Origin of the sequence: Brevundimonas sp. (assembly GCF_013912065.1) — a bacterium.
Lineage (GTDB): Bacteria > Pseudomonadota > Alphaproteobacteria > Caulobacterales > Caulobacteraceae > Brevundimonas.
Window position 1 is genome coordinate 1 of the sequence record NZ_JACESA010000019.1, and the last position, 22,698, is coordinate 22,698.

The following is a 22,698-nucleotide window of genomic DNA, read 5'->3' on the forward strand; positions in this document are numbered from 1 at the left end:
CCACCACCCCGCCGTTGACCGTCTTGCGGCCCTCCGGCGTCGGCTCCCACTGATAGGCGCGGGCCACGTTGAAGGCCATGTTGGTCGCCAGGGCGGTCTTGCCCATCGACGGGCGGCCGGCCAGGATCAGCAGGTCGGACGGGTGCAGCCCGCCCAGTTTCCGGTCCAGGTCGTTCAGGCCGGTGGCTAGGCCCGCCAGCTTGCCCTCGCGCTGATAGGCCTCGGCCGCCATCTGAACGGCGCCGGACAAGGCGTGGGAAAAGCTGACGAAACCGGACGACGGCTTGCCCGTCTCGGCCAGCGAATACAGGGTCTGTTCGGCCTGTTCGATCTGTTCGTCGGCGGGCGTCTCGGGATTGGGCGCCTCCTTGATGATCTCGCCGCCGATGCGGATCAGGTCGCGGCGCAGGGCGGTGTCATAGACCACCCGCGCATAGTCGGGGGCATTGGCCGCCGGCGGCGCCCGGTCCACCAGATCGGCGAAATAGCGCAGACCGCCGAACTCCTGGAAGGCCGGGTCCTGCTTGAACCGCTCCATCAGGATGGTCGGCTCGGCCAGCATCCCCTGGCGGATATGATCCTCGATCGCCTCGAACAGCCGCTGGTGGAAGGGTTCGTAGAAGTGCGAGCCGCGCAGCCGGTCGCTGAGCCGCTCGAACACGCCGTTGTCGAACATCAGCGCGCCCAGCAGGGCCTGTTCCGCCTCCAGGTTGTGCGGCATGGAGGCGACGCCGCTGGAGTCCATCGGCGATGACGAGAAGGGCATGGGGGCGAAGGCGTTCATTGTCTTTAACGCTTTAGCCCTGACACGCGCCTGCGTCAGTCGGGGACGTCGCCGCGGCCGTGGACAGATCGCCCACCCTGTGGGTGAACGGGAATTCTCAAGCGTCGATCACGCCGGACAGGGATATTTCTCGGCCATCCATTCGCGCAGGGCCTGGGTCACGCTGATGTCGCGTCGGGCCGCCGGAACGGCGTTGAACCGGGCCAGTATCTCATCCGAGGACAGTCCGACCTTGGCCGGCATGCAGGTGGCGGGGCGTCTTCCCGCTGTCGTGGCCGCCGTCTGTTCGGTGCGGATGGTCTGCACCGCGCCACGAAACTCGCCCATCAGCCTGCGGGTGTCGGATCGCAGCAAAGCGGTCGCGTTTCTCGGTATCCCGTCGGCCGTGGTCAGAAACTCCCGCACCGTCATGGCCTGCGCCGCCCCGGCGAAGAGCGACAAGGCCAAGGCTGTGGCGACGATCCTGGTCTTCATATCGAATCCCCCCTCGATCATGGGGAACCAGATTGACCGGCGATATGTGGCGCAACGAGGGCGTGAAACAACCTGCTGGTGCTCCCGTGATCGAACTCAGGGCGCCCGCCTGCGAGCCTGTCGCGATAACTATGACAAGTTTACAACAATGACGCCGACGTAAAGGTTGGAGTGCGGGTTTGTGCAAAAGTCTGCCTTGACCGTCACGTGCAGCGGTGAACATCTTCTGTTAAGGCCGTTGTTTGTCTTTACTGCGACAATTTCATTGCGTCGTCGCAGTCCCGGCCGGGGCGCTGGTGTCGTGGCCGATCGCCGCCCCATAAAATCAGGCTGCTGACGTTTGGGGACATCATGAAATCGTTTTCCGCTTGCTCGGCCCTCATGGCCTTTGTGTCCACCGGCGCGTTGATGGCCGCGTCAGCCGCCTTCGCCCAGGAGACGCCGCCACCCGCGGATGACGCCGCCGAGGTCGGCGAGATCATTGTCACGGGCACCCGCGCCATCGGCCGCACGCGGTTGGACAGCGTCGCGCCCGTGGACGTCATCACCGGCGAGACCCTGACCCGCAGCGGAACCGGCACGGAAACCGCCTCGGCCTTGGCCGCGGCCGCGCCTTCGATCAACTTTCCCCGTCCCGCCATCTCGGACGGTTCCGACCACGTCCGTCCGGCGACCCTGCGGGGCCTCGCCCCCGACCAGACCCTGGTGCTGATCAACGGCCAACGCGGACACGTCAGCGCCCTGGTCAATGTCAACGGCGCCCTGGGGCGCGGCTCGACCGCGTTCGACCTGAACACCATTCCGTCCGTCGCCCTGGGCACGGTCGAAGTGCTGCGGGACGGCGCCTCGGCCCAGTACGGCTCGGACGCCATCGCCGGGGTGATCAATCTGCGTCTGCGCGAGGCGCGCGAAGGCGGCGGCCTGACGATCAACTACGGCCGGTACGACACCAGTTTCGACACGGCGCGTGGCTCGCATAACCGCACGGACGGCGTCCAGAAGTCGGTCGCCGGTTGGGTCGGCCTGCCCTTTGGCGACGAAGGCTTCCTGACTGTGTCCGGCGAACTGCAGAGCCGCGACCCGACCAATCGGTCGGACTACGCCGCCCCCTCGGCCGTGGCGGACGGTTCAACCGATGTCGTCCTCGGCCGGTTCGGCGATCCCGGCGTTCAGTCGCAATCCCTATGGTTGAACGCCGGCACGCCGATCAGCGGGACTTGGGAAGCCTATGGTTTCGGCGGCATCCAGCACAAGGAGACGGAATCGGCGGCGACCGCCCGAGCCTACAACAACGCCAACAATGTCATCGGCGTCTACCCGAACGGCTTCCTGCCCAAGATCGGCACCGACATCATCGACTACAATCTTTATGGCGGCGTGAAGGGCGAGGCGGCGGGGATCCAGTGGGATGTCTCGGCGGGTTATGGCCGCAACACCATCGACTACCGGGTGTTCGACAGCATCAACGCCTCCTACGGCGACCAGGGCGACATGACCCAGAAGGAGTTCGAAGCCGGCGGTCTGGAGTATGACCAGCTGACGCTGGCCCTTGACGGGGTGAAGCCGCTGGAAGTCGGCCTTTATGAACCGCTGAACCTGGCCTTCGGCCTGGAATACCGCACCGAAGGCTTCGTCCAGACGGCCGGCGAACCGAAGTCCTATGACAAGCAGGCGGGCAGCACCAGGAGCGGCGGCGCCCAGGGCTTCCCCGGCTTCTCACCCGCCAACGCCGTCGACGTCGACCGCAACAACTGGGGCGCCTATGTCGACCTGGAAGGCAAGCTGACCGAGGCGCTGACGGTCGGCCTCGCTGGTCGCTACGAGGACTATTCCGACTTCGGCGACAAGGTGACGGGCAAGCTGTCCGCCCGCTACGATTTCTCGCCGGCCTTCGCCCTGCGCGGCGCGGTCTCCAGCGGTTTCCGCGCCCCCGCCCTGCAGCAGCAGTATTTCAGCTATATCGCCACCAACCTGGTCACCACCGGCTCGCCGCCCGTGACCAATCTGATCCAGTCCGGCACATTCCGCGTCGATGATCCCGTCTCGGTCGCCCTGGGCGCCAAGCCGCTGGAGCCCGAGACCTCGACCAACTATTCGCTGGGCGCCGTGTTCCGCGCCGGCAGGTTCGAACTGACGGTCGACGCCTATCAGATCGAGATCGAGAACCGCATAATCCTGTCGGAAAACCTCGGCCCGAGCCGTCCCAGCCAGTCGGCGGCGACGACGAGCGCCGTCCTGGCCATTATTCAGCCGCTGGGCGTCTCGTCCGCCCGCTTCTGGACCAATGGCGTGGATACGACGACCCAGGGCGTCGACGTGGTCGGGCGCTATCGTCTGCCGACGGATTCCATCGGCCGCTTCGACTTCACTCTGGCCGGCAACTACAACGAGACCACGGTCGACAAGATACCGGGCGTTCCGACCGGCCTGTCGATCCCTGTGTCCTCCAACTTCCTGTTCGACCGCGCCAACATTCTGTCGTTCGAAGAAGGCACGCCCAAGTACAAGGTCGTGGGCGGCGCCGACTGGACCTATGGCGATTTCGGCGTCACGGCCAAGGCGACTTATTACGACTCGGTCCTGGTCCCGAACAACACGGCCTCCAACGACTATTGGACCGGATCGGCCACCCTGTTCGATCTGGAGGGGCGCTATACCTTCCCGATGGGCGTCGGTCTGGCGATCGGGGTCAACAATCTGACCGACGAATACCCCGAGTATACTCCCGCAGCGCTGAACGCGGCTACGGGGTCGGTCGGCTTCCCGCAATACTCGCCCTACGGCTTCAACGGACGGTTCTTCTATGGGCGGCTGAGCTACAGCTTCTGATCCCGTCGGAGCGCCCGTTTTCGTCTGGAGACGGCGCCGGATTTCTCCACATCGGGATTGAGGGTTGCCGAAGCAAAAGGGGCGCGTTCCTTGCGGAACGCGCCCCTGATGTCTCGGCGGTCGGTCCCGAAGGACCGTTCAGGCTCAGGCTTCTTCGCCGAAGCCTTCCTGTTGACCGGCGCCGCCTTCGATCAGTTCCTGGGCCGATTGCTCGGCGGCCTGGCGCTCATCGTCGAACTGGCTGCGGATCACGTCCTCGCCCTTGGCCTGACGCTCGGCTTCTTCCATCGAACGGGCGATGTTGATCTTGACCGTGGCGCGGACCTCGGCGTGCAGGCGGACCAGCACGTCGTGAACGCCCAGGGTCTTGATCGCCGTGTGCAGGACGACCTGCGCGCGTTCGACCTTGCCGCCTTCGGCCTGGATGGCCTCGGCGACGTCGCGACCGGCGACCGATCCGTACAGCTGACCGGTTTCACCGGCCTGACGGATCATGATGTAGGTGGCGCCGTCGATCTTGTCGGCGACCTTCTGGGCGTCGGCCTTGTTCTTCTCGTTGCGCTGCTCGATGGCGGCGCGGTCGAGTTCGAACGCCTTCAGGTTGGCGGCGGTGGCCCGGCGGGCCTTGTCGCGCGGCAGAAGGAAGTTACGGGCGAAGCCGTCCTTGACGGACACGACGTCGCCGATGGCGCCGAGATTCTCGACGCGTTCAAGCAGAACGACCTTCATCTTACTTCACCACGTAGGGCAGGAGGGCCAGATAGCGGGCGCGCTTGATGGCCTTGGCCAGTTCGCGCTGCTTCTTCTGGGAGACGGCGGTGATGCGCGAGGGCACGATCTTGCCGCGTTCGGAGACGTAACGCTGCAGCAGCTTCACGTCCTTGTAGTCGATCTTCGGCGCATTGGCGCCCGAGAACGGGCAGACCTTGCGGCGGCGATAGAAGGGGCGGCGGCCGGCGGCGCCGGAGCCGGCCGGGGCGCCCGGGGTCGGGGCGGTGGTGTCGGTCATGTTCCGGTTTCCTTATTCGGCGTCTGCGGCGGCGTCGTCGTCGCGCGGAGTGCGTTCGCGCTCGCGCTCGCGTTCACGCTCGCGGCGGGCCAGCAGCGGCGACAGTTCCAGGTCGAGTTCCTCGACGCGGACGGTCAGCCAGCGCAGCACGTCTTCGTTGATGCCCAGCTGACGCTCGACTTCGGCCATGGCGGCCGGAGGGGCGTCGACGGCCAGCAGCGAATAGTGAGCCTTGCGGTTCTTCTTCACGCGGTACGTCAGATTGCGCAGACCCCAGTACTCGATCTTGGCGACGGAGCCGCCGCCTTGGACGATCAGGTCCTTGATGGTGTCGTTCAGCGCTTCGGCCTGTTGCGCCGAGATATCCTGGCGCGTCATGACCGTGTGCTCGTAAAGAGCCATGCGGTAGTCTCCCTTGTGGGCGTCGGCGCGGAAACGACCGGGTAAGTCGGTCTCCACGATGGCTCCTGGCGCGGCGGCCGGACCGAACGTCCAACCCTTTGGTGCTCCGCGACAGGACCGAAGCCCTGGAAAGGCGGGGCCTATAGGGGAAAAGGGGGCGATGCGCAACATTTCTCCCTCCCCCGCGCGGGGGAAGGTGGTCGAGCCGCAGGCGAGACCGGGTGGGTAGGGCAGGGCGACACGTCACAGAACTGTTCTGCTTCCGGCAGACGCTAGCCCGCCGGGCGGCCCCCACCCCGTCGCTGCGCGACGCCCCTCCCCGGAGCGGGGAGGGAGAGACGCTTGTGGGTCGTACCCAGTCCCCCTAAACCAACCCCATGCCGAAGCTGACGTCCGCGGTCGATCCGCAAAGCCCCAAATACAAGTCCCTGCATGCGCACAACAGCGCCCTGGTCGCCGAACTTCGCGACCATGTCGCCAAGGCCGCGCGGGGCGGTTCGGACAAGGCGCGCGAACGCCATGTGTCGCGCGGCAAGCTGTTGCCGCGGGACCGGGTCGAGCGCCTGCTGGACCCCGGTTCGCCCTTCCTGGAGATCGGGCAACTGGCCGCCCACGCCATGTATGACGGCGAGGCGCCCGCCGCAGGCGTGATCGCCGGCGTCGGCCGCGTCTCGGGCCGCGAGGTGATGATCGTCGCCAACGATCCGACGGTGAAGGGCGGCGCCTATTTCCCCATGACGGTGAAGAAACACCTGCGCGCCCAGGAGATCGCCGAGCAGAACCGCCTGCCCTGCGTCTATCTGGTCGATTCCGGCGGCGCCAACCTGCCGCACCAGGCCGAGGTCTTCCCCGACCGCGACCATTTCGGCCGCATCTTCTTCAACCAGGCCCGGATGAGCGCGCAGGGGATCGCCCAGATCGCCTGCGTCATGGGCCTGTCCACCGCCGGCGGCGCCTATGTGCCCGCCATGTCGGACGAGACCATCATCGTCAGGAACCAGGGGGCCATCTTCCTGGCCGGCCCGCCCCTGGTGAAGGCCGCCACCGGCGAGGTCATCTCGGCCGAGGAACTGGGCGGGGCCGAGACCCACGGCCGTCGCTCCGGCGTCGTCGACCATGTGGCCGAGAACGACGAGCATGCGCTGGAGATCGTCCGTTCCATCGTCGCCAATCTGAACACGACCAAGTCCGTCGAAATGGACGTGCGAGAACCCCGCGCCCCCGCCTTCGATCCGGAGGAGCTTTACGGCCTGATCCCCGACGACGTCCGCGCGCCCTATGACGTGCGCGAGGTCATCGCCCGCCTGGTCGACGGGTCCGAGTTCGACGAGTTCAAGGCCCTGTACGGTTCGACCCTGGTGTGCGGCTTCGCCCGCATCTGGGGCTATCCGGTCGCCATCCTGGCCAACAACGGCGTCATCTTCTCCGAGAGCGCCCAGAAGGGCGCCCACTTCATCGAACTGGCCTGCAAGCGCAAGATTCCGCTGCTGTTCCTGCAGAACATCTCGGGCTTCATGGTCGGCGGCAAATACGAGGCCGGCGGCATCGCCAAGGACGGCGCCAAGCTGGTGACGGCCGTAGCCTCGGCAGAGGTTCCCAAGTTCACCGTCCTGATCGGCGGCAGCTTCGGCGCCGGCAATTACGGCATGTGCGGTCGGGCCTATTCGCCGCGCTTCCTCTTCACCTGGCCCAACAGCCGGATCGGCGTCATGGGCGGCGAACAGGCGGCATCGGTCCTGGCCACGGTCCACCGCGACGCCGAGACCTGGTCCCCCGACCAAGCCGAGGCCTTCAAGGCCCCGATCCGCCAGAAATACGAGGACGAGGGCAATCCCTATTACGCCACCGCCCGCCTGTGGGACGACGGCGTCATCGACCCGGCCCAGACCCGCGACGTCCTGGGCCTGGCCATCTCGGCCAGCCTGAACGCCCCGATCCCGGACACGACGTTCGGCCTGTTCCGGATGTAAAAGGGTGAGCAGGAGGTTCGGAAAGAGTGAATAGTGCTAGTGAGCAAGGGGTGAGCCGCCCGTCGCGCCGAAGCCTTCGCTCACCTCTTGCTCACTCGCATCGACACCGCCTCCTCGCGCGTTGATTCCCCCAAGGAGTTCCAATGACCGACCACAAGCCCACCGAGGCCGAACTGAACGCCCTGGACGTCACCGACGCCGAGGAAGCCGAGATCAACCGGATCGCCCATCCGCTGCTGGCCGACCCCGCGCCGGACGCCAATGACGACCTGGTCCAGATCGACGCGACCACCGACGGCGTGGTCTTCGTCACCATCAACCGTCCGGCCAAGAAGAACGCCTTCGACGCCGCCACCATCGCCGCCCTGCACGAGGCCTTCGAGACCCTGCACGGCGCCGATCATGTCCGCGCCGTCTTCGTGCGCGGAGCGGGCGGAACCTTCAGCGCCGGCGCCGACCTGAACTGGATGCGCGACGCCGCCGACTGGTCCGAGGCCGACAATCGCGACGACGCCATGGGTCTGGCGAAGATGCTCAAGGCCCTGCACGACGTCCCGGCCCTGACCTGCGCCATCGTCGAGGGCGCGGCCATGGGCGGCGGGGCCGGCATCGTCGCCGCCTGCGACATGGCCGTGGCGGTCGAGGGCGCGCGGTTCGCCTTCTCGGAGGTCAAGCTGGGCCTGATCCCGGCCACCATCGCCCCCTATGTGATCGAGGCCATCGGCCCCCGCCGCGCCCGCCAGCTGTTCCTGACGGCCAACAGTTTCGACGCCGACTACGCCGCTCACGCCGGCCTGATCGACCTGGTCCTGCCCGAGGGATCGGTGGACGAGTTCGTCGCCATGCTGACCGACAGCCTCACCGGCAACGCCCCCGGCGCCATGGGCGAGGCCAAGCGGCTGGTCAACGACATCGCCGGCCACCGCATCGACCACGGCCTGATGGACGACACCGCGCGACGCATCGCCCGCGCCCGCGTCTCCCCCGAAGGCCAGGAAGGCGTCCGCGCCTTCCTCGACAAGCGCAAACCCGGCTGGGCGGGGTAGGGGGACTACGCCCCCTCCGTCTCGCCGCTGCGCGGCGATCCACCTCCCCCAAGGGGGGAGGAATGCGAACAGTGATGACCGAAATCCTCCCCCCCCTGGGGGAGGTGGATCACCGGCGAAGCCGGTGAGACGGAGGGGGCCCGAACGCCGCCTACGCTCCTAATGACGCTGGTCTCACCCCAGCAATTCCAACACCTTCCACGAATCTCACCCCCTCCAACCCATCACCCCGCCCAGACCCCCTTATAATCACGCCCGGTCTCGTCGCTTGGAGGGCTCGCTTGGCCTGCGACCTTGCGGCGGCGGGAGCGGATGGAACGGGAGCGGGGGTGAAATCCCTCCGCGCCGACGGCGTCTCACGGCGTCGGCGGAGGATCGAGGGGGATACTCGATCGCACTCGGGACGGGGTTCGCAGACCCCGCCGACCCGTCGCAGGCTTATGGGGTTAGGCGATAAGACCGCCACCGCTCGGCGCCCCGAGCTTGCAGGCCAACCAACCGCGCGGGGCGTCAAACCTTCGTCGAAACGGTACTTCTAGATCAAACTCCGGGCGAAGGCCCGGCGCCCCGCCCAGCCCTCCATGACTTCGCAGCGAAAGCGCGAAGCCGATCACCCCTGTCCGGAGACCCGAATGGCCCACCCCAAACCTCGCCGACCCAGACCCGCCCGCGGTCTGCCGCCCGCCCACAGACACACCCCCGAGGAGGCGGCGGAAATCGCGCGTCTCCGCGCCGAACTGGAGTTCAATTGCATTCGGATCGACGCCATCCTGATCGAGAAACGGGCTGAGGCGGCCGAACGCGCCCGTATCAGGGCCGAGCGCGAGGCGGAGGAGCGCGAGACCCAGGCGAAGGCGTCCGCGCCTTCCTCGACAAGCGCAACCCCGGCTGGGCGAGGTAGGGAAAGCCCCACCGTCTCCTCCCCATTTCATGGGGAGGTGGCTCGTAGCGGAGCGGAGAGACGGAGGGGCTCTTGAAGTCCCCCGGTATTGGCGATGCGGTGAAGACCCCCTCCGTCACGGCGGTGAAGAAGCGCCGCGCCACCTCCCGCAAAGCGGGGAGGAGACAACCGTCTGCGTCACGTCAGGCGTCCAGCAGCGGCAGCAGCAGCGGATGCGCCAGCACCGGCGCGGCCAGGCGCACCACGGCCTGCGGATCCTCCAGACGCACCGCCGCCGTGGCGTCGGCGACGATGAAGTCGGCGTGGGTGCGCGACGGCTCGGTCAGCCGTTCGTGGCCGGGGCGGACCGTGGCCAGATACTGGGCGACGACGGAATCGGCCGACCGGCCGCGTTCGGACTGGTCGCGCAACAGGCGGCGGATGAAGCGGATGTCGGCCGGGGTGTCGACGAAGACCCGGATGTCGAACAGGGCGGTCAGGTCCGGGGTGCACAGCACATGGGTGCCCTCGACGATCACCACCTCGGCGGCGGGAATGGGCTCGCCGCCCGGTTCGCGGCCGTGATGAATGAAGGAATAGACCGGCGCGGTCACAGGGCGTCCGGCCTTCAGCGCCGTCAGGTCGGCGATCATCAGATCATGGTCGCGCGCGGCGACATCGTCGAAGTCGAAGGTGGCGGCGTCGAAACCGGGCAGGGAGGCCGCGTCCCTGTAATAGGAGTCCTCGCGCACCAGGGCGGCCTTGCCCTTCGGCAGGGCCGAGACCAGCGCCTCCGCCAATGTGCTCTTGCCGGAGCCGGAGCCCCCCGTGATCGCGATCAATATGGCCATGACCGCCTTCTAGAGCGGTCAAGCTCTCGACGCCACTCCGCCCCATTCCGGACGATCCGCCGCGCCAGGCTGACGCAGCGTTACGTTGCTTATCACTGATCACCAATGATAGCGTCCGCTCAAGCGTCACAGCCAATCAGACGCACATCAGGAACAGGAAACGAATATGCCGGGCATGCCGATGACGGGCTTGATGCAAGACTGGCCGCTGACGGTCGACAAGATCATCGACCATGCCAAAAATTGGCACGGTGATCGGGAGGTGGTGACGCGTTCGGTCGAGGGGCCGATCGTCCGCACCACCTATGCCCAGATCCACGATCGGGCCAAACGGGTCACCAATGCTCTGAAGTCCTGGGGCGTCAGGCCTGGCGACCGGGTCGCCACCCTGGCCTGGAACACCGATAAACATATCGAGACCTGGTACGGCGTCATGGGCATGGGGGCGGTCTGCCACACCCTGAACCCGCGCCTGTTCCCGGAACAACTGGTCTATATCATCAACCACGCCGAGGACCGGGTCATCTTCGTCGACCTGACCTTCGTGCCTCTGCTGCAGGCCATTCTGCCGCATATTCCGAAGGTCGAGCGCGTCGTCATCATGACCGACGACGGCCATATGCCCCAGACCGACCTGCCCGGCGCCGTGGCCTATGAAAGGGTCGTCGCCGAGAACTCGGCCGACTGCGTCTGGGGCGATTTCGACGAAACCACCGCCTGCGGCCTCTGCTACACCTCGGGCACCACGGGTAATCCCAAAGGGGTGCTGTATTCGCACCGCTCCAACTTCCTGCACACCTTCATGGCGTTGCAGTCTTCGGTCGTCGGCGGCAAGACCACGGATGTCATCCTGCCGGTCGTGCCGATGTTCCATGCCAACGCCTGGGGCATCGCCTTCGTCGGCCCGGCCTCTGGCTGCAAGCTGGTGATGCCGGGCGCCAAGATGGACGGCGAGTCGCTCTATGAGCTGCTGGAGACCGAGGGCGTCACCTTCTCCGCCGCCGTGCCCACGGTCTGGCAGGGGCTTCTGGCCCATATGAAGCAGAACGGATTGAAGCTCTCGACCGTCAACCGTGTGCTGATCGGCGGCTCTGCGGTGCCCGAAAGCCTGATTCGCGCCTTCCACGACGACTATGGGATCGAGGTTCTGCAGGGGTGGGGCATGACCGAGACCTCGCCGATCGGCACCCTGTCGAACATGACGCCCGAGACGGCCCGATTGCCGTTCGAGGAACAGCTGAAATACCGGACCAAACAGGGCACGCCTCCGCTGGGCATCGAACTGGCGCTGAAGGACGACGCCGGCCGCGCCCTGGCGCACGACGGCGAGACCTTCGGTCATCTGATGGTCAAGGGGCCGACCGTGGCCCGCGCGTATTTCCGCGAAGAGGGATCGATCCTCGACGACGGCGGCTTCTTCGACACCGGCGACGTGGCCACGGTCGATGAACTGGGCTTCATGCAGATCACCGACCGCTCCAAGGATGTGATCAAGTCGGGCGGCGAATGGATCAGCTCGATCGAGATCGAGAATATCGCCGTCGGCCACCCCAAGGTCGAACTGGCCGCCGTCATCGGCGCCGCCCACGCCAAATGGGATGAACGCCCGGTCCTGCTGATCAAGCTGAAGCCCGGCGAGACCCTGGACAAGCAGGAGCATCTCGACTTCCTGCAGGGCAAGATCGCCAAATGGTGGATGCCGGACGACGTGGTCGCTCTGGACGAGATTCCGCTGGGCGCCACGGGCAAGATCGACAAGAAGCTTCTGCGCGAGCGGATGAAGGACTACCGTCTGCCGGTCTGAACCCCCGGAGCCCCGATGCCGTCGACCAAACCCGTCCCCGCCCTGATCCCCTGGCTGACCGCGGTCTCGGCGGCGGCTCCGGTCCTGGTGATCGCGGCCATGGCGGCGACCCTGTTCGGCGGCGTCGATCGGGCTGTGACCTATGATCTGCTGACCTGGACCGTCGCGCGCGGCCTGGCCTGGGTCGGCCTCGCCGCCGCCCTGATCGTGACGGTCCTGGCGCTGCGGGATCTGAGCCGTCGCTGGGTCTTCGCCCTCGTCGCCCTGGTCCTGGCCGGGGCGACCCTGGGCGTCTTCCTGTTTCAGGGACAGCGGCTGGCCCAGCCGACGCCGCGCGACATCAGCACCCATGTCGATGAGCCGCCGGCCTACACCCGCCTTGCGTCCATGCACCGTGACGCCTCGGGGGTGACCGGTCCCGAGACCTGTCCGGCGGCGCGTTCGATCCCGACCCAGGTCCTGGCGCAACAGGCTGTCTCGGCCCTGGTGGACGCCGGCTTCCCGGTCGTTCGCGCCTCGACCTTCGAGGTAGAGGGCGTGCACGAAGGGGCCTGGTTCGGCTTCGCCTATGACGCCGTCATTCGCATCCGCCCCGGCCGCACCGACATCCGCGTCGCCGCCCGCGACTCCCGCCCCGACGGCGGCGCCACCTGCCGCCTGATGGAGAAGATCGTCACGGCGCTGGAGGCGGAAAGCCGCTAAACCGGACTGAACTCGGCCGCCAGGCCCGGCTGACCCGAGACCGTGGCCGCGCCGTCCTCCGCCAGCTTGACCAGATGAGCCAGCACCGACAGCGAAGCCGCCGGCCACAGCCGTCGATCCACCGCCGCATAGAGCATCGGGACCATCTCCGCCGCCGTCCGGTCCCCGGCCTCTAGCCGGGCCAGCACCTGGGCTTCCCGCTCAAGCCGGTGCTCTCGATATGCAGCCAGGAACGGCCCCGGCTCCGTCACCGGCGCCCCGTGCGTCGGCCACAGGGTGGCGAAATCCCGTGCGATCACGACGTCCAGACTGGTCATATAATCCCGCATATTCCCGTCCGGCGGGGCCACCACCGTCGTCGCCCAGCCCATGACGTGATCGCCGCTGAACAGGGCCTTCTCCTCCCTCAGGACGAAGGCCATGTGATTGGACGCGTGGCCCGGCGTGAACAGCGCCTCCATCGTCCAGCCGTCGCCTTCGACGACTTCCCCGCCGGTCAGCACGACATCCGGAGCGAAAACCGCATCTTCCTCCTCGTCCAGGGCGCCCGAGGCGTGGGTCTCCCGCGCCGGCGGCCGGGCCGCCAGGATCGTCGCCCCCGTCCGCTCGGCGAAGGGGCGGGCGAGGGGAGCGTGGTCGCGATGCGTATGGGTCACCAGCACATGGCTTACCGTCCGCCCCTCGACCGCCTCCAGCAAGGCGTCCAGATGCGCCTGATCCAGCGGTCCCGGATCGATCACCGCCACGGCCGCCCCCGCCTCTGGCCGTCCGACCACATAGGTTCCGGTCCCTGTGAAGGTGAACGGTCCCGGATTGTTCGCGATCACCCGCTGAATCAGGGGCGAGACCTGATCGAGTCGGCCATGAGCGAAGTCGAACGCCCGCACGAAGGGGATCACCATTGATCGCCCCGAAGGTGGCCTGGGGTTTGCCTTAAGGTTTCGGTAATAACCGCCGGAGCGCCCATCATGGCCCGTTCGATCGCCTTCGCTGTCTCAAATCGGCTCCAGCCTATCGCGGCGGCGGTGCTTTGTCTCATGGCGACGCAACTGGTCACCGCCTCCTGCACCCCGGAACCGGCGCCCTATGCGAGCCGGGTGGCGATTCAGCGATAGACGAGACTAGTGGCGCCGAACGCGGACCGCGCGGCTGTTGCCCAGCGTCATCATATAGCTTCCCAGCGACGCCCGACGCACGCGTACCGCTTCGCCTTCACGATTTCTGAAACGGACGGGCCCCGAGTCGATCTGGCGCCATTCCGAGCCGTTCGCCAGTCTGAAGACCCATTTGCCGTCGCCGGACGGATTGGCGGACGCCAGCGTAGTCTCGATCGCCTCTAGGACCGGTTCCGGCGGGATGTTCGTCCGGCCGACGAAGGGATTGACGATCTCGAAACCGAACAGCTGCCGATTCGTCTCGCGCACCTGCGCACGGTCGAGCACGACTACCTCACCCGCACGCTCGGCGGCATCCAGGGCTGACACGGCGCGATCAAAACAGGCGAGTCGGTCCGCGTCCGCCACAATTGTCCGGCAGCGGGCCACATCGCTGAGAGCGCCCGCCTGGGTGGACTCTTGAATCGTCGCAGCCTCAGCGTGTCCCGTCGGGCTCAAGGTCAGAGCCAAACAGGCCAAAAAAGTCATAATGTGACGCAAGTCGTTGCTCCAATTTCCGCCTAAGCTAGTCAAAAATACCCAAAACTAACGGGTAGCCTGAAGAGTCTGCATTGTTGATCCGCCGGTGTCCATGGCGTGGCTGATTTGCGACAGTCTTGCCACAATAGGGTTGCGATTATGCAATTCACGTGGCGGCGGGGTTAAAGGCGGGTCAACACTCCGGAGTTGGTTTCACGCCGGAAACGATGGGAGACCAAAACGGAGTTTTCGTGTCCGTGGACCGAATGCGATTTGAACCTTTGGAGGGTTATCAACGTGAGATCACAGAACCAGCGGAGGCGCTTGCTGGCGTCGACCATGATTGCGGGCTTCGCCGCCATCGGCATGGCGGCCCCTGCTATGGCTCAATCGACTGAGGATGAGGCCACGTCGGTTTCGGAAATCGTCGTCACGGGCTCTCGCATCCGTCAGGCGAACCTGGTGACGACAAGCCCGGTGACCCAGGTCACGTCCGAGGATGTCCGGGAAACAGGCGTCAGCCGCGTCGAAGATCTCGTCACCCAACTGCCGCAGGCTTTCGCGGCCCAGAACTCGACCGTGTCGAACGGCGCCTCGGGCACGGCCACGGTTTCGCTGCGTAACCTCGGCTCGACCCGCACCCTCGTCCTGATCGACGGCAAGCGGATGCCGTACGGCTCGCCGCTGGACGCTGCGGCCGACCTCAACCAGATCCCGGCCCAGTTGGTCGAGCGCGTCGAGGTCCTGACCGGCGGCGCCTCGGCCGTCTATGGTTCGGACGCCATCGCCGGCGTCGTCAATTTCATCATGAAGAAGGACTTCGAGGGCCTCGAGATCACGGCTCAGTACGGCCAGTATCTCCACCACAACGACTATGACGGCCCGGGCAATCTGCGTTCGGTCATCGAAGGCCGCGGCGCGACCAACCCGTCGCAGTTCCAACTGCCGGATGACGATGTCCAGACCGGATTCAGCCGTGAAATCACCGCCATCATGGGTGTGAGCTCGCCGGACGGCCGCGGCAATATCACCGCCTATGCCGGCTATCGCAAGAACAACAAGGTTCTCGGACGCGACTACGACTATGCGTCCTGCTCGCTAGGTGGCGAGAGTGCAGGCAGCTTCACCTGCGGTGGGTCGAGCACTTCCAACCCGGGGCGTTTCACCGATTTCGCGACCTTCGATTACACACTGGACGCTAGCGGCAACTTTATTCCGTTTAGCTCCGCCCGCGACGCCTACAACTTCGGCCCGCTTAACTATTACCAACGTCCCGACGAGCGCTACAATCTCGGAGCTTTCGGCCGCTATCAAGTCAATGACAAGATTGAGGCCTTCGCCCAGCTGATGTTCAATGACTATCAGTCGGTGGCTCAGATTGCGCCTTCCGGCAACTTCGGCAATACGACGACGATCAATTGCGATAACCCGCTGCTGTCTGCGGCTCAGGCGACGGGTATCGGGTGCTCGGCTGCTGACATCGCCGCAGGTTCGGATACCGACCTCTATATTCTACGTCGGAACGTCGAGGGCGGTGGTCGCCAGTCGCACCTGAATTACGAGTCCTATCGCGGCGTGGTCGGCATTCGGGGTGATCTCGACGACGCCTGGGGCTATGAGGTTTCGGCCCAATATTCCAAAGTCAGACTGTCGCAGATCTACCGCAATGAATTCTCGGTCGCTCGTCTGACGCGCGCCTTGGACGTTGTCACCGATCCCACATCGGGGGCGCCGGTCTGTTCCTCGGTCCTGGACGGCACCGACCCGAATTGCGTCCCCTACAATGTGTTCGCACCGGGAGGAATCAACCAGGCGACGCTCGACTATCTTCAAGTTCCGCTGGTCATGACAGGCTACACAGAACAGCAGGTCGTGACGGCGTCGGTGACCGGTGATCTGACCGACAAGGGCATTGTTTCGCCTTGGGCGCAAAGCGGCCTGAAGCTGGCCTTGGGCGCGGAATACCGTCGTGACGCTCTGGATCTGACCACCGACGTCTCCTACTCGACCGGCGACGGTGCGGGCCAGGGCGGCGCGACTATCGGCCTGGGCGGCGCCAACTCGACCTACGATCTGTTCGGCGAGTTCCAACTGCCGATCGTCGAAGGCATGCCGCTCGCCGAATCCATCACACTGGACGGCGCCTATCGCGCCTCGGACTATACGCTGGGCGGCAAGACCGACACCTGGAAACTGGGCCTCGACTACGCCCCGGTGTCGGACATCCGCTTCCGCGCCAGCTATCAGCAGGCGACGCGTGCTCCGAACGTGATCGATCTGTTCACGGCCCAAGGCTTCAACCTGTTCGACCTGGACGATGATCCCTGCGACTTCACCGACCCGGCCGGTGATGGCACCGCCTCGTCAGGCGCCTGTATCGGCACCAACCCGTGGCAGGTGACCGCCGCACAATCGACGAGCGGCTTCCTGACCAGCCCGGCCGGCCAGTACAACTACCTGCAGGGCGGCAGTCCCGAACTAGAGCCGGAAGACTCCGAGACCACGACCTTCGGCGTCGTGTTCACGCCCAGCTTCCTGCCGGGCTTCAACATGTCGGTCGACTATTTCAACATCGAGATCACCAATCTGATCTCGTCGATCGGCGCGGCCAATACTCTAGACGCCTGCTACAACGCAGGCCTGCAACAGGCGTGCGACCTGGTCCAGCGGAACGCCAACGGGTCCTTGTGGTCCGGCGACGGCGTCGTCGTCGACCTGAACACCAACATCGGCGGCCTGAAGACCTCTGGCGTCGACATCAACGCCGGTTACAACATCGACCTCGCCGATTTCGGCGCGGCGAGCTTCGGCACGCTCGGCTTCTCCTTCACTGGCACCTGGCTGGAGACACTTGAAACCGACACCGGCCTGGGCTTCGAAAACTCGGTGTTCGACTGCGCCGGCAAATACGGCAACACCTGCGCCGCCAACGGCATCGCCGCCTCGCCCGAATGGCGTCACCGCGCCACGGTGTCGTGGGGCACTCCGTGGGACGGCGTGCACCTCGGCGCGACCTGGCGGTATGTCGGCGAAGTGGAGCTGGACTCCGGCGTCACCACTCGCTTGGACAGCACCCTGGACGCACAGCACTATCTCGACCTGAACGGGTCATGGCAGCTGCGTGACAACGTCACCCTGCGTGGCGGTGTCAATAATGTGCTCGATAACGACCCGCCGCTGTCCTATTCGGTCGGGACCACGGGCAACAACAACACCTATCCGCAAGTCTATGATGCGATGGGCCGTTACGCATTCATCAGCGTGACCGCGAGCTTCTAAGCCCGCATTCGACTGAGCTGGAATGGGGCGGCGGACCTTCGGGTTGGCCGCCCTTTTCTTTTTTGGCGCCGCAGAAAAACCATTCGGTCGATCAAGCGTTACGTGCACTCAAGATCGGGCCGGGGGGCTCAAGACCACAGGATGCCAATGTTCAAGACCGCCGCCGCCGCACTCGCCGCCACCGTCGCTCTCGCGGGTGCGACCGCCTTCACCGAGGCCCAGGCTCAGGACCAGGATGGGCCGATCGTCACCGGAAATCGGGGCGCCGAAACGGCCGACGCCCTGAAGGTGCGCGAGGCCATCGCCTATGCGAACCCGCTGCCGCGCGGCGCGCCGACGCAGGATTATCCGTTGGTGGCCTGGTGCGATGCGCTGGTGACCGGGCACGCGGATCTGGGGGAGACCCTGACCGACCGTGCGCCCGAGGACGTCGAACTGGTGCGTCTGGGCCGACTGGAGGCCCAGGACTTCCGCAGCGCCCTGGCCGCCGCTGAACCACGCCAGACCGCCGCGACCAAGGCCGCCGCGCAACAGGCCGCCGCGGCCGTGAAGGCCCAGTGGGCGCCGCTGCTGGCCAGCCAGGACGAGGCGGCGCGCAGCCAGTCCTTCGGGCTCTTCTATGGTTTGCCCGGCCGTTGCGAGCATGCCGCGCGGCGTATCCGCAGCAATATCACCACCCCGCCCGCGACCCCGGCCGAAGTCGGTTTGGAAGCGCCGGCCGCGACCAACTGATCGTCGGGCATCCGGCGCGTCCGGAACGGCGGTCCGAGCTTCGGCTCAGGCCGCCGTTTCGCGTTTCTGGGCGTGGGGATCGTAGTTGAGGATCGGCGCCAGCCAGCGCTCGCAGGTCGCCACGTCCCAGCCCTTGCGGCGGGCATAATCCTCGACCTGATCGCGATCGATCTTGCCCACGCCGAAATAGTGGCTGCCCGGATGGCCGAAATAGAGGCCTGAGACCGAGGCGGGGGGCGTCATGGCAAAGCTCTCGGTCAAGGCCATGCCGGCGTTGGTCTCGGCCTGGAGCAGGCGGAACAGGGTGGCCTTTTCGGTATGGTCGGGCTGGGCCGGATAGCCTGGAGCAGGGCGGATGCCCTGGTACTGTTCGGCGATCAGGTCATCGACGCTGGTCGTCTCGTCGGCGGCGTAGCCCCAGAGCTGGGTGCGGACTTCCTTATGCAGCCGTTCGGCGAAGGCTTCGGCCAGGCGGTCGGCCAAGGCCGTGGCCAGGATGGCGGAATAGTCGTCGCCCGCTTCCTTGAACCGTTTGGCGATCTCCAGCTCGCCATGGCCGGCGGTGACGGCGAAGGCGCCGATATAGTACTCGCCCTCTTCGGCGATGAAGTCGGACAGAGCCAGGTTGGGCTTGCCGTTCGATTTCTTGATCTGCTGGCGCAGGGTGTGGAAGCGGGCGATCTCCTCGGCGCGGGTCTCGTCGGCGAAGACGACGACGTCGTCGCCGTCGGCGCGGGCGGGCCAGAAGCCGACCACGCCCTTCGCCGTGAACCACTTCTCGTCGATGATCCGCTTCAGCATGACCTTGGCGTCTTCGAACAGGTCGCGCGCGGCCTGGCCCACGATCTCGTCGTCGAGGATCAGGGGATAGCGGCCGATCAGCTCCCAGCTGGCGAAGAAGGGGGTCCAGTCGATGTGGTCGGCCAGATCCTGCAGATCCCAGGCGTCGAAGGCCTTGATGCCGATGAAGGACGGCTTGCCGGGCATGGGCTGGGTCGGATCGATGCGGAACCGGTTCTCGCGGGCCTGCGCCAGGGTGGCCCGCGCCTTGACCTCCTGGCCGCGGGCGTACTGTTCGCGAATGCGGATATATTCGTCGCGGGTGGCGGCCTCGTTCTTGGCGCGCTCGGTCTTGGACAGCAGGCCGGAGACGACGCTGACGGCGCGCGAGGCGTCGATGACATAGGTGGTCGAGCCCCGGCGATAGGCCGGTTCGATCTTGACCGCCGTGTGGGTGCGGCTGGTGGTGGCCCCGCCGATCAGCAGGGGGATGTCGAAGCCGCGCCGCTCCATCTCGGCGGCGACGAAGACCATCTCGTCCAGCGACGGGGTGATCAGGCCGGACAGGCCGATGATATCGACATTGTGAGCCTTGGCCTCGTCCAGAATGCGGTCGGCCGGGACCATGACGCCCAGGTCGATGACCTCGTAGTTGTTACACTGCAGCACGACGCCGACGATGTTCTTGCCGATGTCGTGGACGTCGCCCTTGACCGTGGCCATCAGGATCCGGCCGGCCTGCTCGCGCGGCTTGCCGGCCTTTTCGGCCTCCATATAGGGCTCCAGCCAGGCCACGGCCTGTTTCATCACCCGGGCCGATTTCACGACCTGGGGCAGAAACATCTTGCCCGATCCGAACAGGTCGCCGACCACATTCATCCCGTCCATCAGCGGGCCTTCGATGACGTGCAGCGGGCGTTCGACGCCCAGGCGGGCTTCTTCGGTGTCGGCGTCGATATATTCGGTGATGCCGTTGACCAGGGCGTGGGCGATGCGGGCGGCGACCGGCTGGTCCCGCCATTTCAGATCGACGACGCGGGCGACGCCCTTGTCGCTCTTATAGTTGGGCGCGATGTCGACGAGCCGTTCGGTGTTGGAGACGTTCGTCCGTTGCGGGCGGTTCAGGATCACGTCCTCGACCGCTTCGCGCAGGGTCGGGTCGATGTCGTCATAGACCGGCAGGTCGCCGGCGTTGACGATGCCCATGTCCATGCCCGCCTGGATGGCGTGATACAGGAAGACGCTGTGGATGGCCCGGCGCACCGGCTCGTTGCCCCGGAAGCTGAACGAGACGTTCGACACGCCGCCGCTGATCCGGGCGTAGGGCAGGGTCGCCTTGATAACCTTGACTGCCTCGATGAAGTCGACGGCGTAGTTGTCGTGCTCCTCGATCCCCGTTGCCACGGCGAAGATATTGGGGTCGAAGATGATGTCCTCGGGCGGGAAGCCGACCTCGTTGACCAGGATGTTGTAGGCGCGGGTGCAGATCTCGATCTTGCGGGCGGCGGTGTCGGCCTGGCCCAGCTCGTCGAAGGCCATGACCACGACGGCGGCGCCATACCGCAGGCATTTGACGGCCTGTTCGCGGAACTCGGCCTCGCCAGCCTTCATGCTGATGGAGTTGACGATCGGCTTGCCCTGTACGCATTTCAGCCCGGCCTCGATCACCTCCCATTTGGAGCTGTCGATCATCACCGGCACCCTGGCGATGTCGGGCTCGGCCGCGATCAGGTTCAGGAAGGTGCGCATGGCGACGGCGCCGTCCAGCAGACCCTCGTCCATGTTGACGTCGATGATCTGGGCCCCGGCCTCGACCTGCTGGCGGGCGACGTCCAGGGCGGCCGAATAGTCGCCCTCGACAACGAGCTTGCGGAATTTGGCCGAGCCGGTGACGTTGGTCCGTTCGCCGACGTTGATGAAGGTGGGACGCATTACTTGAGGCCGGTTCGAATCGAGTTCAGGGAGGCGAGCCAGTCGGCGGGATCGCCTTCATTCCACAGCTCAGCCAGTTCGGAATCCCGTTCGACACGGGAGAGTGCGCCCTGTGCCTCGCGTACGAGACTAGGGGACGGTTTTCCAAGGGCGGCGATACCCTCGCGTCCTTCCGGCGGGAGCGAATCGAAACGCTGCTGATCCGCCGCCGATACAATAGCGGCTGCAGCGACCGCGATCGAAGCCGTGTCGGCATCGACATAGTCTAGGGCGGTTGTCGCGGCGAAAGCTTCGTGAAGCCCAGTCCATGTCGGCGCGTCGGTGAAGGTCAAATACCAGTCGCTTGCCGTGTCGTTATCAAACGGGCCGACATCCCAAGTTCCTCGATATGCGATCGAGTTCGCATGTGCGTTTGACGCCGCTGCGCTGGCGCTTGGCATAGGTACAATCAGAAGGGCGATGATCAGAGCGATCATCACGCCACCATCTCGAACGGTTCGAGGCCCGACAGCCGCAGCGCCACCGGCCGTTCCGGGATCGCGCGGGGCTTCAACGGCGCGACCTCTTCGGCCACGTGGCGGATGTGGTCCGGCGTCGTGCCGCAGCAGCCGCCGACGATGTTGACCAAGCCCGACGCGGCCCATTCCTCGATGAAGTGGGCGGTCTCGTGGGGTTCCTCGTCGTACTGGCCCATGGCGTTGGGCAGGCCGGCGTTGGGATAGGCGGCGACCAGGGTGTCGGCGACGCGGCTGAGCTCGGCGATGAAGGGGCGCATCAGGTCGGCGCCCAGGGCGCAGTTGAAGCCGACCGCGAAGGGCTTGGCGTGGCGCACGCTGTTCCAGAAGGCCTCGGCCGTCTGGCCCGACAGGGTGCGGCCCGAACGGTCTGTGATGGTGCCGCTGATCCAGATGGGCAGGGCGTCCATGCCCTCGTCCTCCAGGTCCTTGATCGCCTTGATCGCGGCCTTGCAGTTCAGCGTGTCGGTGATGGTTTCGATCAGATAGAGGTCGACGCCGCCCTGGTTCAGGGCCTTCACCTGATGGCGATAGGCCTCATAGACCTGGTCGAAGGTCACGCTGCGGGCGCCGGGGTCGTTCACGTCGGACGACATCGACAGCATCTTGTTCAGTGGGCCGATCGAGCCGGCGGCGAAGCGCGGCTTGTGCGGTTCTTTCTCCGTCCAGCGGTCGGCGGCGGCGCGGGCCAGTTTGGCGCCTTCCAGATTGATGTCCCACACCGCCTGGGCGTCCAGGGCGTAGTCCTCCTGGGCGATGGTGGTGCCGGAGAAGGTGTTGGTCTCGGAGATGTCGGCCCCTGCGCCGAAATACTGGTCGTGCAGGTCCGAGATGATGTCCGGTCGCGTAATGCAGAGGATGTCGTTGTTCCCCTTCATCTGGTGTTTCTCGTCATAGCCGTTGGCGGCCACGAACCGGTCGGCGCGGAAGTCGGATTCGTCCAGACCGCGACGCTGGATCATCACGCCCCAGCTGCCGTCGAGGACGAGGATGCGTTCCTTGGCTGCCTGGTGGAGGGCGGCGATGCGGTCGGTGCGGGTCATGTGTTCACTCCTGGGAAGAACCCCTCCGTCAC

General features: G+C 65.9%; 19 protein-coding genes. 8 read left to right on the top strand and 11 right to left on the bottom strand.

The annotated features are described in order from the left end of the window. A partial coding sequence (locus H2037_RS14275; RefSeq protein ID WP_292123336.1) for a DnaB-like helicase N-terminal domain-containing protein occupies positions 1 to 784 on the bottom strand: 784 nt, incomplete at its 3' end. A 108-nt stretch (positions 785 to 892) separates the two neighbouring features. Beyond that, a complete protein-coding gene (locus tag H2037_RS14280; protein ID WP_292123338.1) occupies positions 893 to 1,258 on the bottom strand; it encodes a hypothetical protein in 366 nt (121 codons plus the stop codon). 351 nt (positions 1,259 to 1,609) lie between these two features. On the opposite strand from H2037_RS14280, the gene H2037_RS14285 reads away from it, so the two are divergent. Continuing rightward, a complete protein-coding gene (locus H2037_RS14285; protein ID WP_292123340.1) occupies positions 1,610 to 4,087 on the top strand; it encodes a TonB-dependent receptor in 2,478 nt (825 codons plus the stop codon). 144 nt (positions 4,088 to 4,231) lie between these two features. On the opposite strand, the gene rplI is transcribed toward H2037_RS14285, so the two are convergent. Genes rplI through rpsF form a run of 3 tightly spaced genes read right to left on the bottom strand, consistent with a single transcriptional unit; the run spans position 4,232 to position 5,498 of the window. Beyond that, positions 4,232 to 4,816, bottom strand: coding sequence for a 50S ribosomal protein L9 (gene rplI / locus H2037_RS14290; RefSeq protein WP_292123342.1), 585 nt, complete (start codon positions 4,814 to 4,816; stop codon positions 4,232 to 4,234). A gap of 1 nt (position 4,817) precedes the next feature. Beyond that, entirely contained in the window at positions 4,818 to 5,096 is a 279-nt protein-coding gene (gene rpsR / locus H2037_RS14295) for a 30S ribosomal protein S18 (protein ID WP_008259463.1), read from the bottom strand. Positions 5,097 to 5,108: 12 nt separating this feature from the next. After that, positions 5,109 to 5,498: a 30S ribosomal protein S6 gene (gene rpsF, locus H2037_RS14300; RefSeq protein WP_292123411.1), complete on the bottom strand. Its 390-nt coding sequence runs from the start codon at positions 5,496 to 5,498 to the stop codon at positions 5,109 to 5,111. A 377-nt stretch (positions 5,499 to 5,875) separates the two neighbouring features. Between rpsF and H2037_RS14305 the strand changes: the two genes are divergently transcribed. Together H2037_RS14305 and H2037_RS14310 are read left to right on the top strand one after the other, a co-directional pair. Then, the gene (locus tag H2037_RS14305; protein WP_292123344.1) at positions 5,876 to 7,468 is read left to right on the top strand and encodes a carboxyl transferase domain-containing protein; all 1,593 of its coding nucleotides are present in this window, start codon (positions 5,876 to 5,878) and stop codon (positions 7,466 to 7,468) included. Between the two features lie 143 nt (positions 7,469 to 7,611). Further along, the gene (locus H2037_RS14310) at positions 7,612 to 8,514 is read left to right on the top strand and encodes an enoyl-CoA hydratase-related protein (RefSeq protein ID WP_292123346.1); all 903 of its coding nucleotides are present in this window, start codon (positions 7,612 to 7,614) and stop codon (positions 8,512 to 8,514) included. Between the two features lie 1,083 nt (positions 8,515 to 9,597). Here H2037_RS14310 and udk read toward each other — a convergent pair. Further along, the gene (gene udk, locus H2037_RS14315) at positions 9,598 to 10,245 is read right to left on the bottom strand and encodes a uridine kinase (RefSeq protein ID WP_292123347.1); all 648 of its coding nucleotides are present in this window, start codon (positions 10,243 to 10,245) and stop codon (positions 9,598 to 9,600) included. A gap of 181 nt (positions 10,246 to 10,426) precedes the next feature. Here udk and H2037_RS14320 point away from each other — a divergent pair, with 181 nt between their 5' ends. Continuing rightward, a complete protein-coding gene (locus H2037_RS14320) occupies positions 10,427 to 12,049 on the top strand; it encodes a long-chain-fatty-acid--CoA ligase (RefSeq protein ID WP_292123413.1) in 1,623 nt (540 codons plus the stop codon). A 15-nt stretch (positions 12,050 to 12,064) separates the two neighbouring features. Continuing rightward, positions 12,065 to 12,751, top strand: a complete 687-nt coding sequence (locus H2037_RS14325) for a DUF1499 domain-containing protein (RefSeq protein WP_292123349.1) — start codon at positions 12,065 to 12,067, stop codon at positions 12,749 to 12,751. On the opposite strand, the gene H2037_RS14330 is transcribed toward H2037_RS14325, so the two are convergent. Next, positions 12,748 to 13,650, bottom strand: a complete 903-nt coding sequence (locus H2037_RS14330; protein WP_292123415.1) for an MBL fold metallo-hydrolase — start codon at positions 13,648 to 13,650, stop codon at positions 12,748 to 12,750. The genes H2037_RS14325 and H2037_RS14330 overlap by 4 nt on opposite strands. A 69-nt stretch (positions 13,651 to 13,719) precedes the next feature. Here H2037_RS14330 and H2037_RS14335 point away from each other — a divergent pair, with 69 nt between their 5' ends. Beyond that, positions 13,720 to 13,866 (top strand): hypothetical protein, encoded by a 147-nt coding sequence (locus tag H2037_RS14335; protein WP_292123351.1) that lies wholly within the window; start codon positions 13,720 to 13,722, stop codon positions 13,864 to 13,866. 6 nt (positions 13,867 to 13,872) lie between these two features. Here H2037_RS14335 and H2037_RS14340 read toward each other — a convergent pair whose 3' ends face one another. Continuing rightward, the gene (locus tag H2037_RS14340; RefSeq protein ID WP_292123353.1) at positions 13,873 to 14,394 is read right to left on the bottom strand and encodes a hypothetical protein; all 522 of its coding nucleotides are present in this window, start codon (positions 14,392 to 14,394) and stop codon (positions 13,873 to 13,875) included. A gap of 330 nt (positions 14,395 to 14,724) precedes the next feature. Between H2037_RS14340 and H2037_RS14345 the strand changes: the two genes are divergently transcribed. Both H2037_RS14345 and H2037_RS14350 read left to right on the top strand, forming a co-directional pair. Further along, positions 14,725 to 17,664 (top strand): TonB-dependent receptor, encoded by a 2,940-nt coding sequence (locus H2037_RS14345; RefSeq protein ID WP_292123355.1) that lies wholly within the window; start codon positions 14,725 to 14,727, stop codon positions 17,662 to 17,664. A gap of 147 nt (positions 17,665 to 17,811) precedes the next feature. After that, a complete protein-coding gene (locus H2037_RS14350; protein ID WP_292123356.1) occupies positions 17,812 to 18,396 on the top strand; it encodes a hypothetical protein in 585 nt (194 codons plus the stop codon). Positions 18,397 to 18,441: 45 nt separating this feature from the next. Here the strand turns inward: H2037_RS14350 and metH are convergent, their stop codons facing one another. Genes metH through H2037_RS14365 form a run of 3 tightly spaced genes read right to left on the bottom strand, consistent with a single transcriptional unit; the run spans position 18,442 to position 22,666 of the window. Then, positions 18,442 to 21,108 (bottom strand): methionine synthase, encoded by a 2,667-nt coding sequence (gene metH / locus H2037_RS14355; RefSeq protein WP_292123358.1) that lies wholly within the window; start codon positions 21,106 to 21,108, stop codon positions 18,442 to 18,444. After that, positions 21,108 to 21,584 (bottom strand): DUF4259 domain-containing protein, encoded by a 477-nt coding sequence (locus tag H2037_RS14360; protein ID WP_292123360.1) that lies wholly within the window; start codon positions 21,582 to 21,584, stop codon positions 21,108 to 21,110. Before H2037_RS14360 ends, metH begins: the two co-directional genes overlap by 1 nt. Further along, entirely contained in the window at positions 21,584 to 22,666 is a 1,083-nt protein-coding gene (locus tag H2037_RS14365) for a homocysteine S-methyltransferase family protein (protein WP_292123362.1), read from the bottom strand. Before H2037_RS14365 ends, H2037_RS14360 begins: the two co-directional genes overlap by 1 nt. Positions 22,667 to 22,698 lie beyond the last annotated feature (32 nt).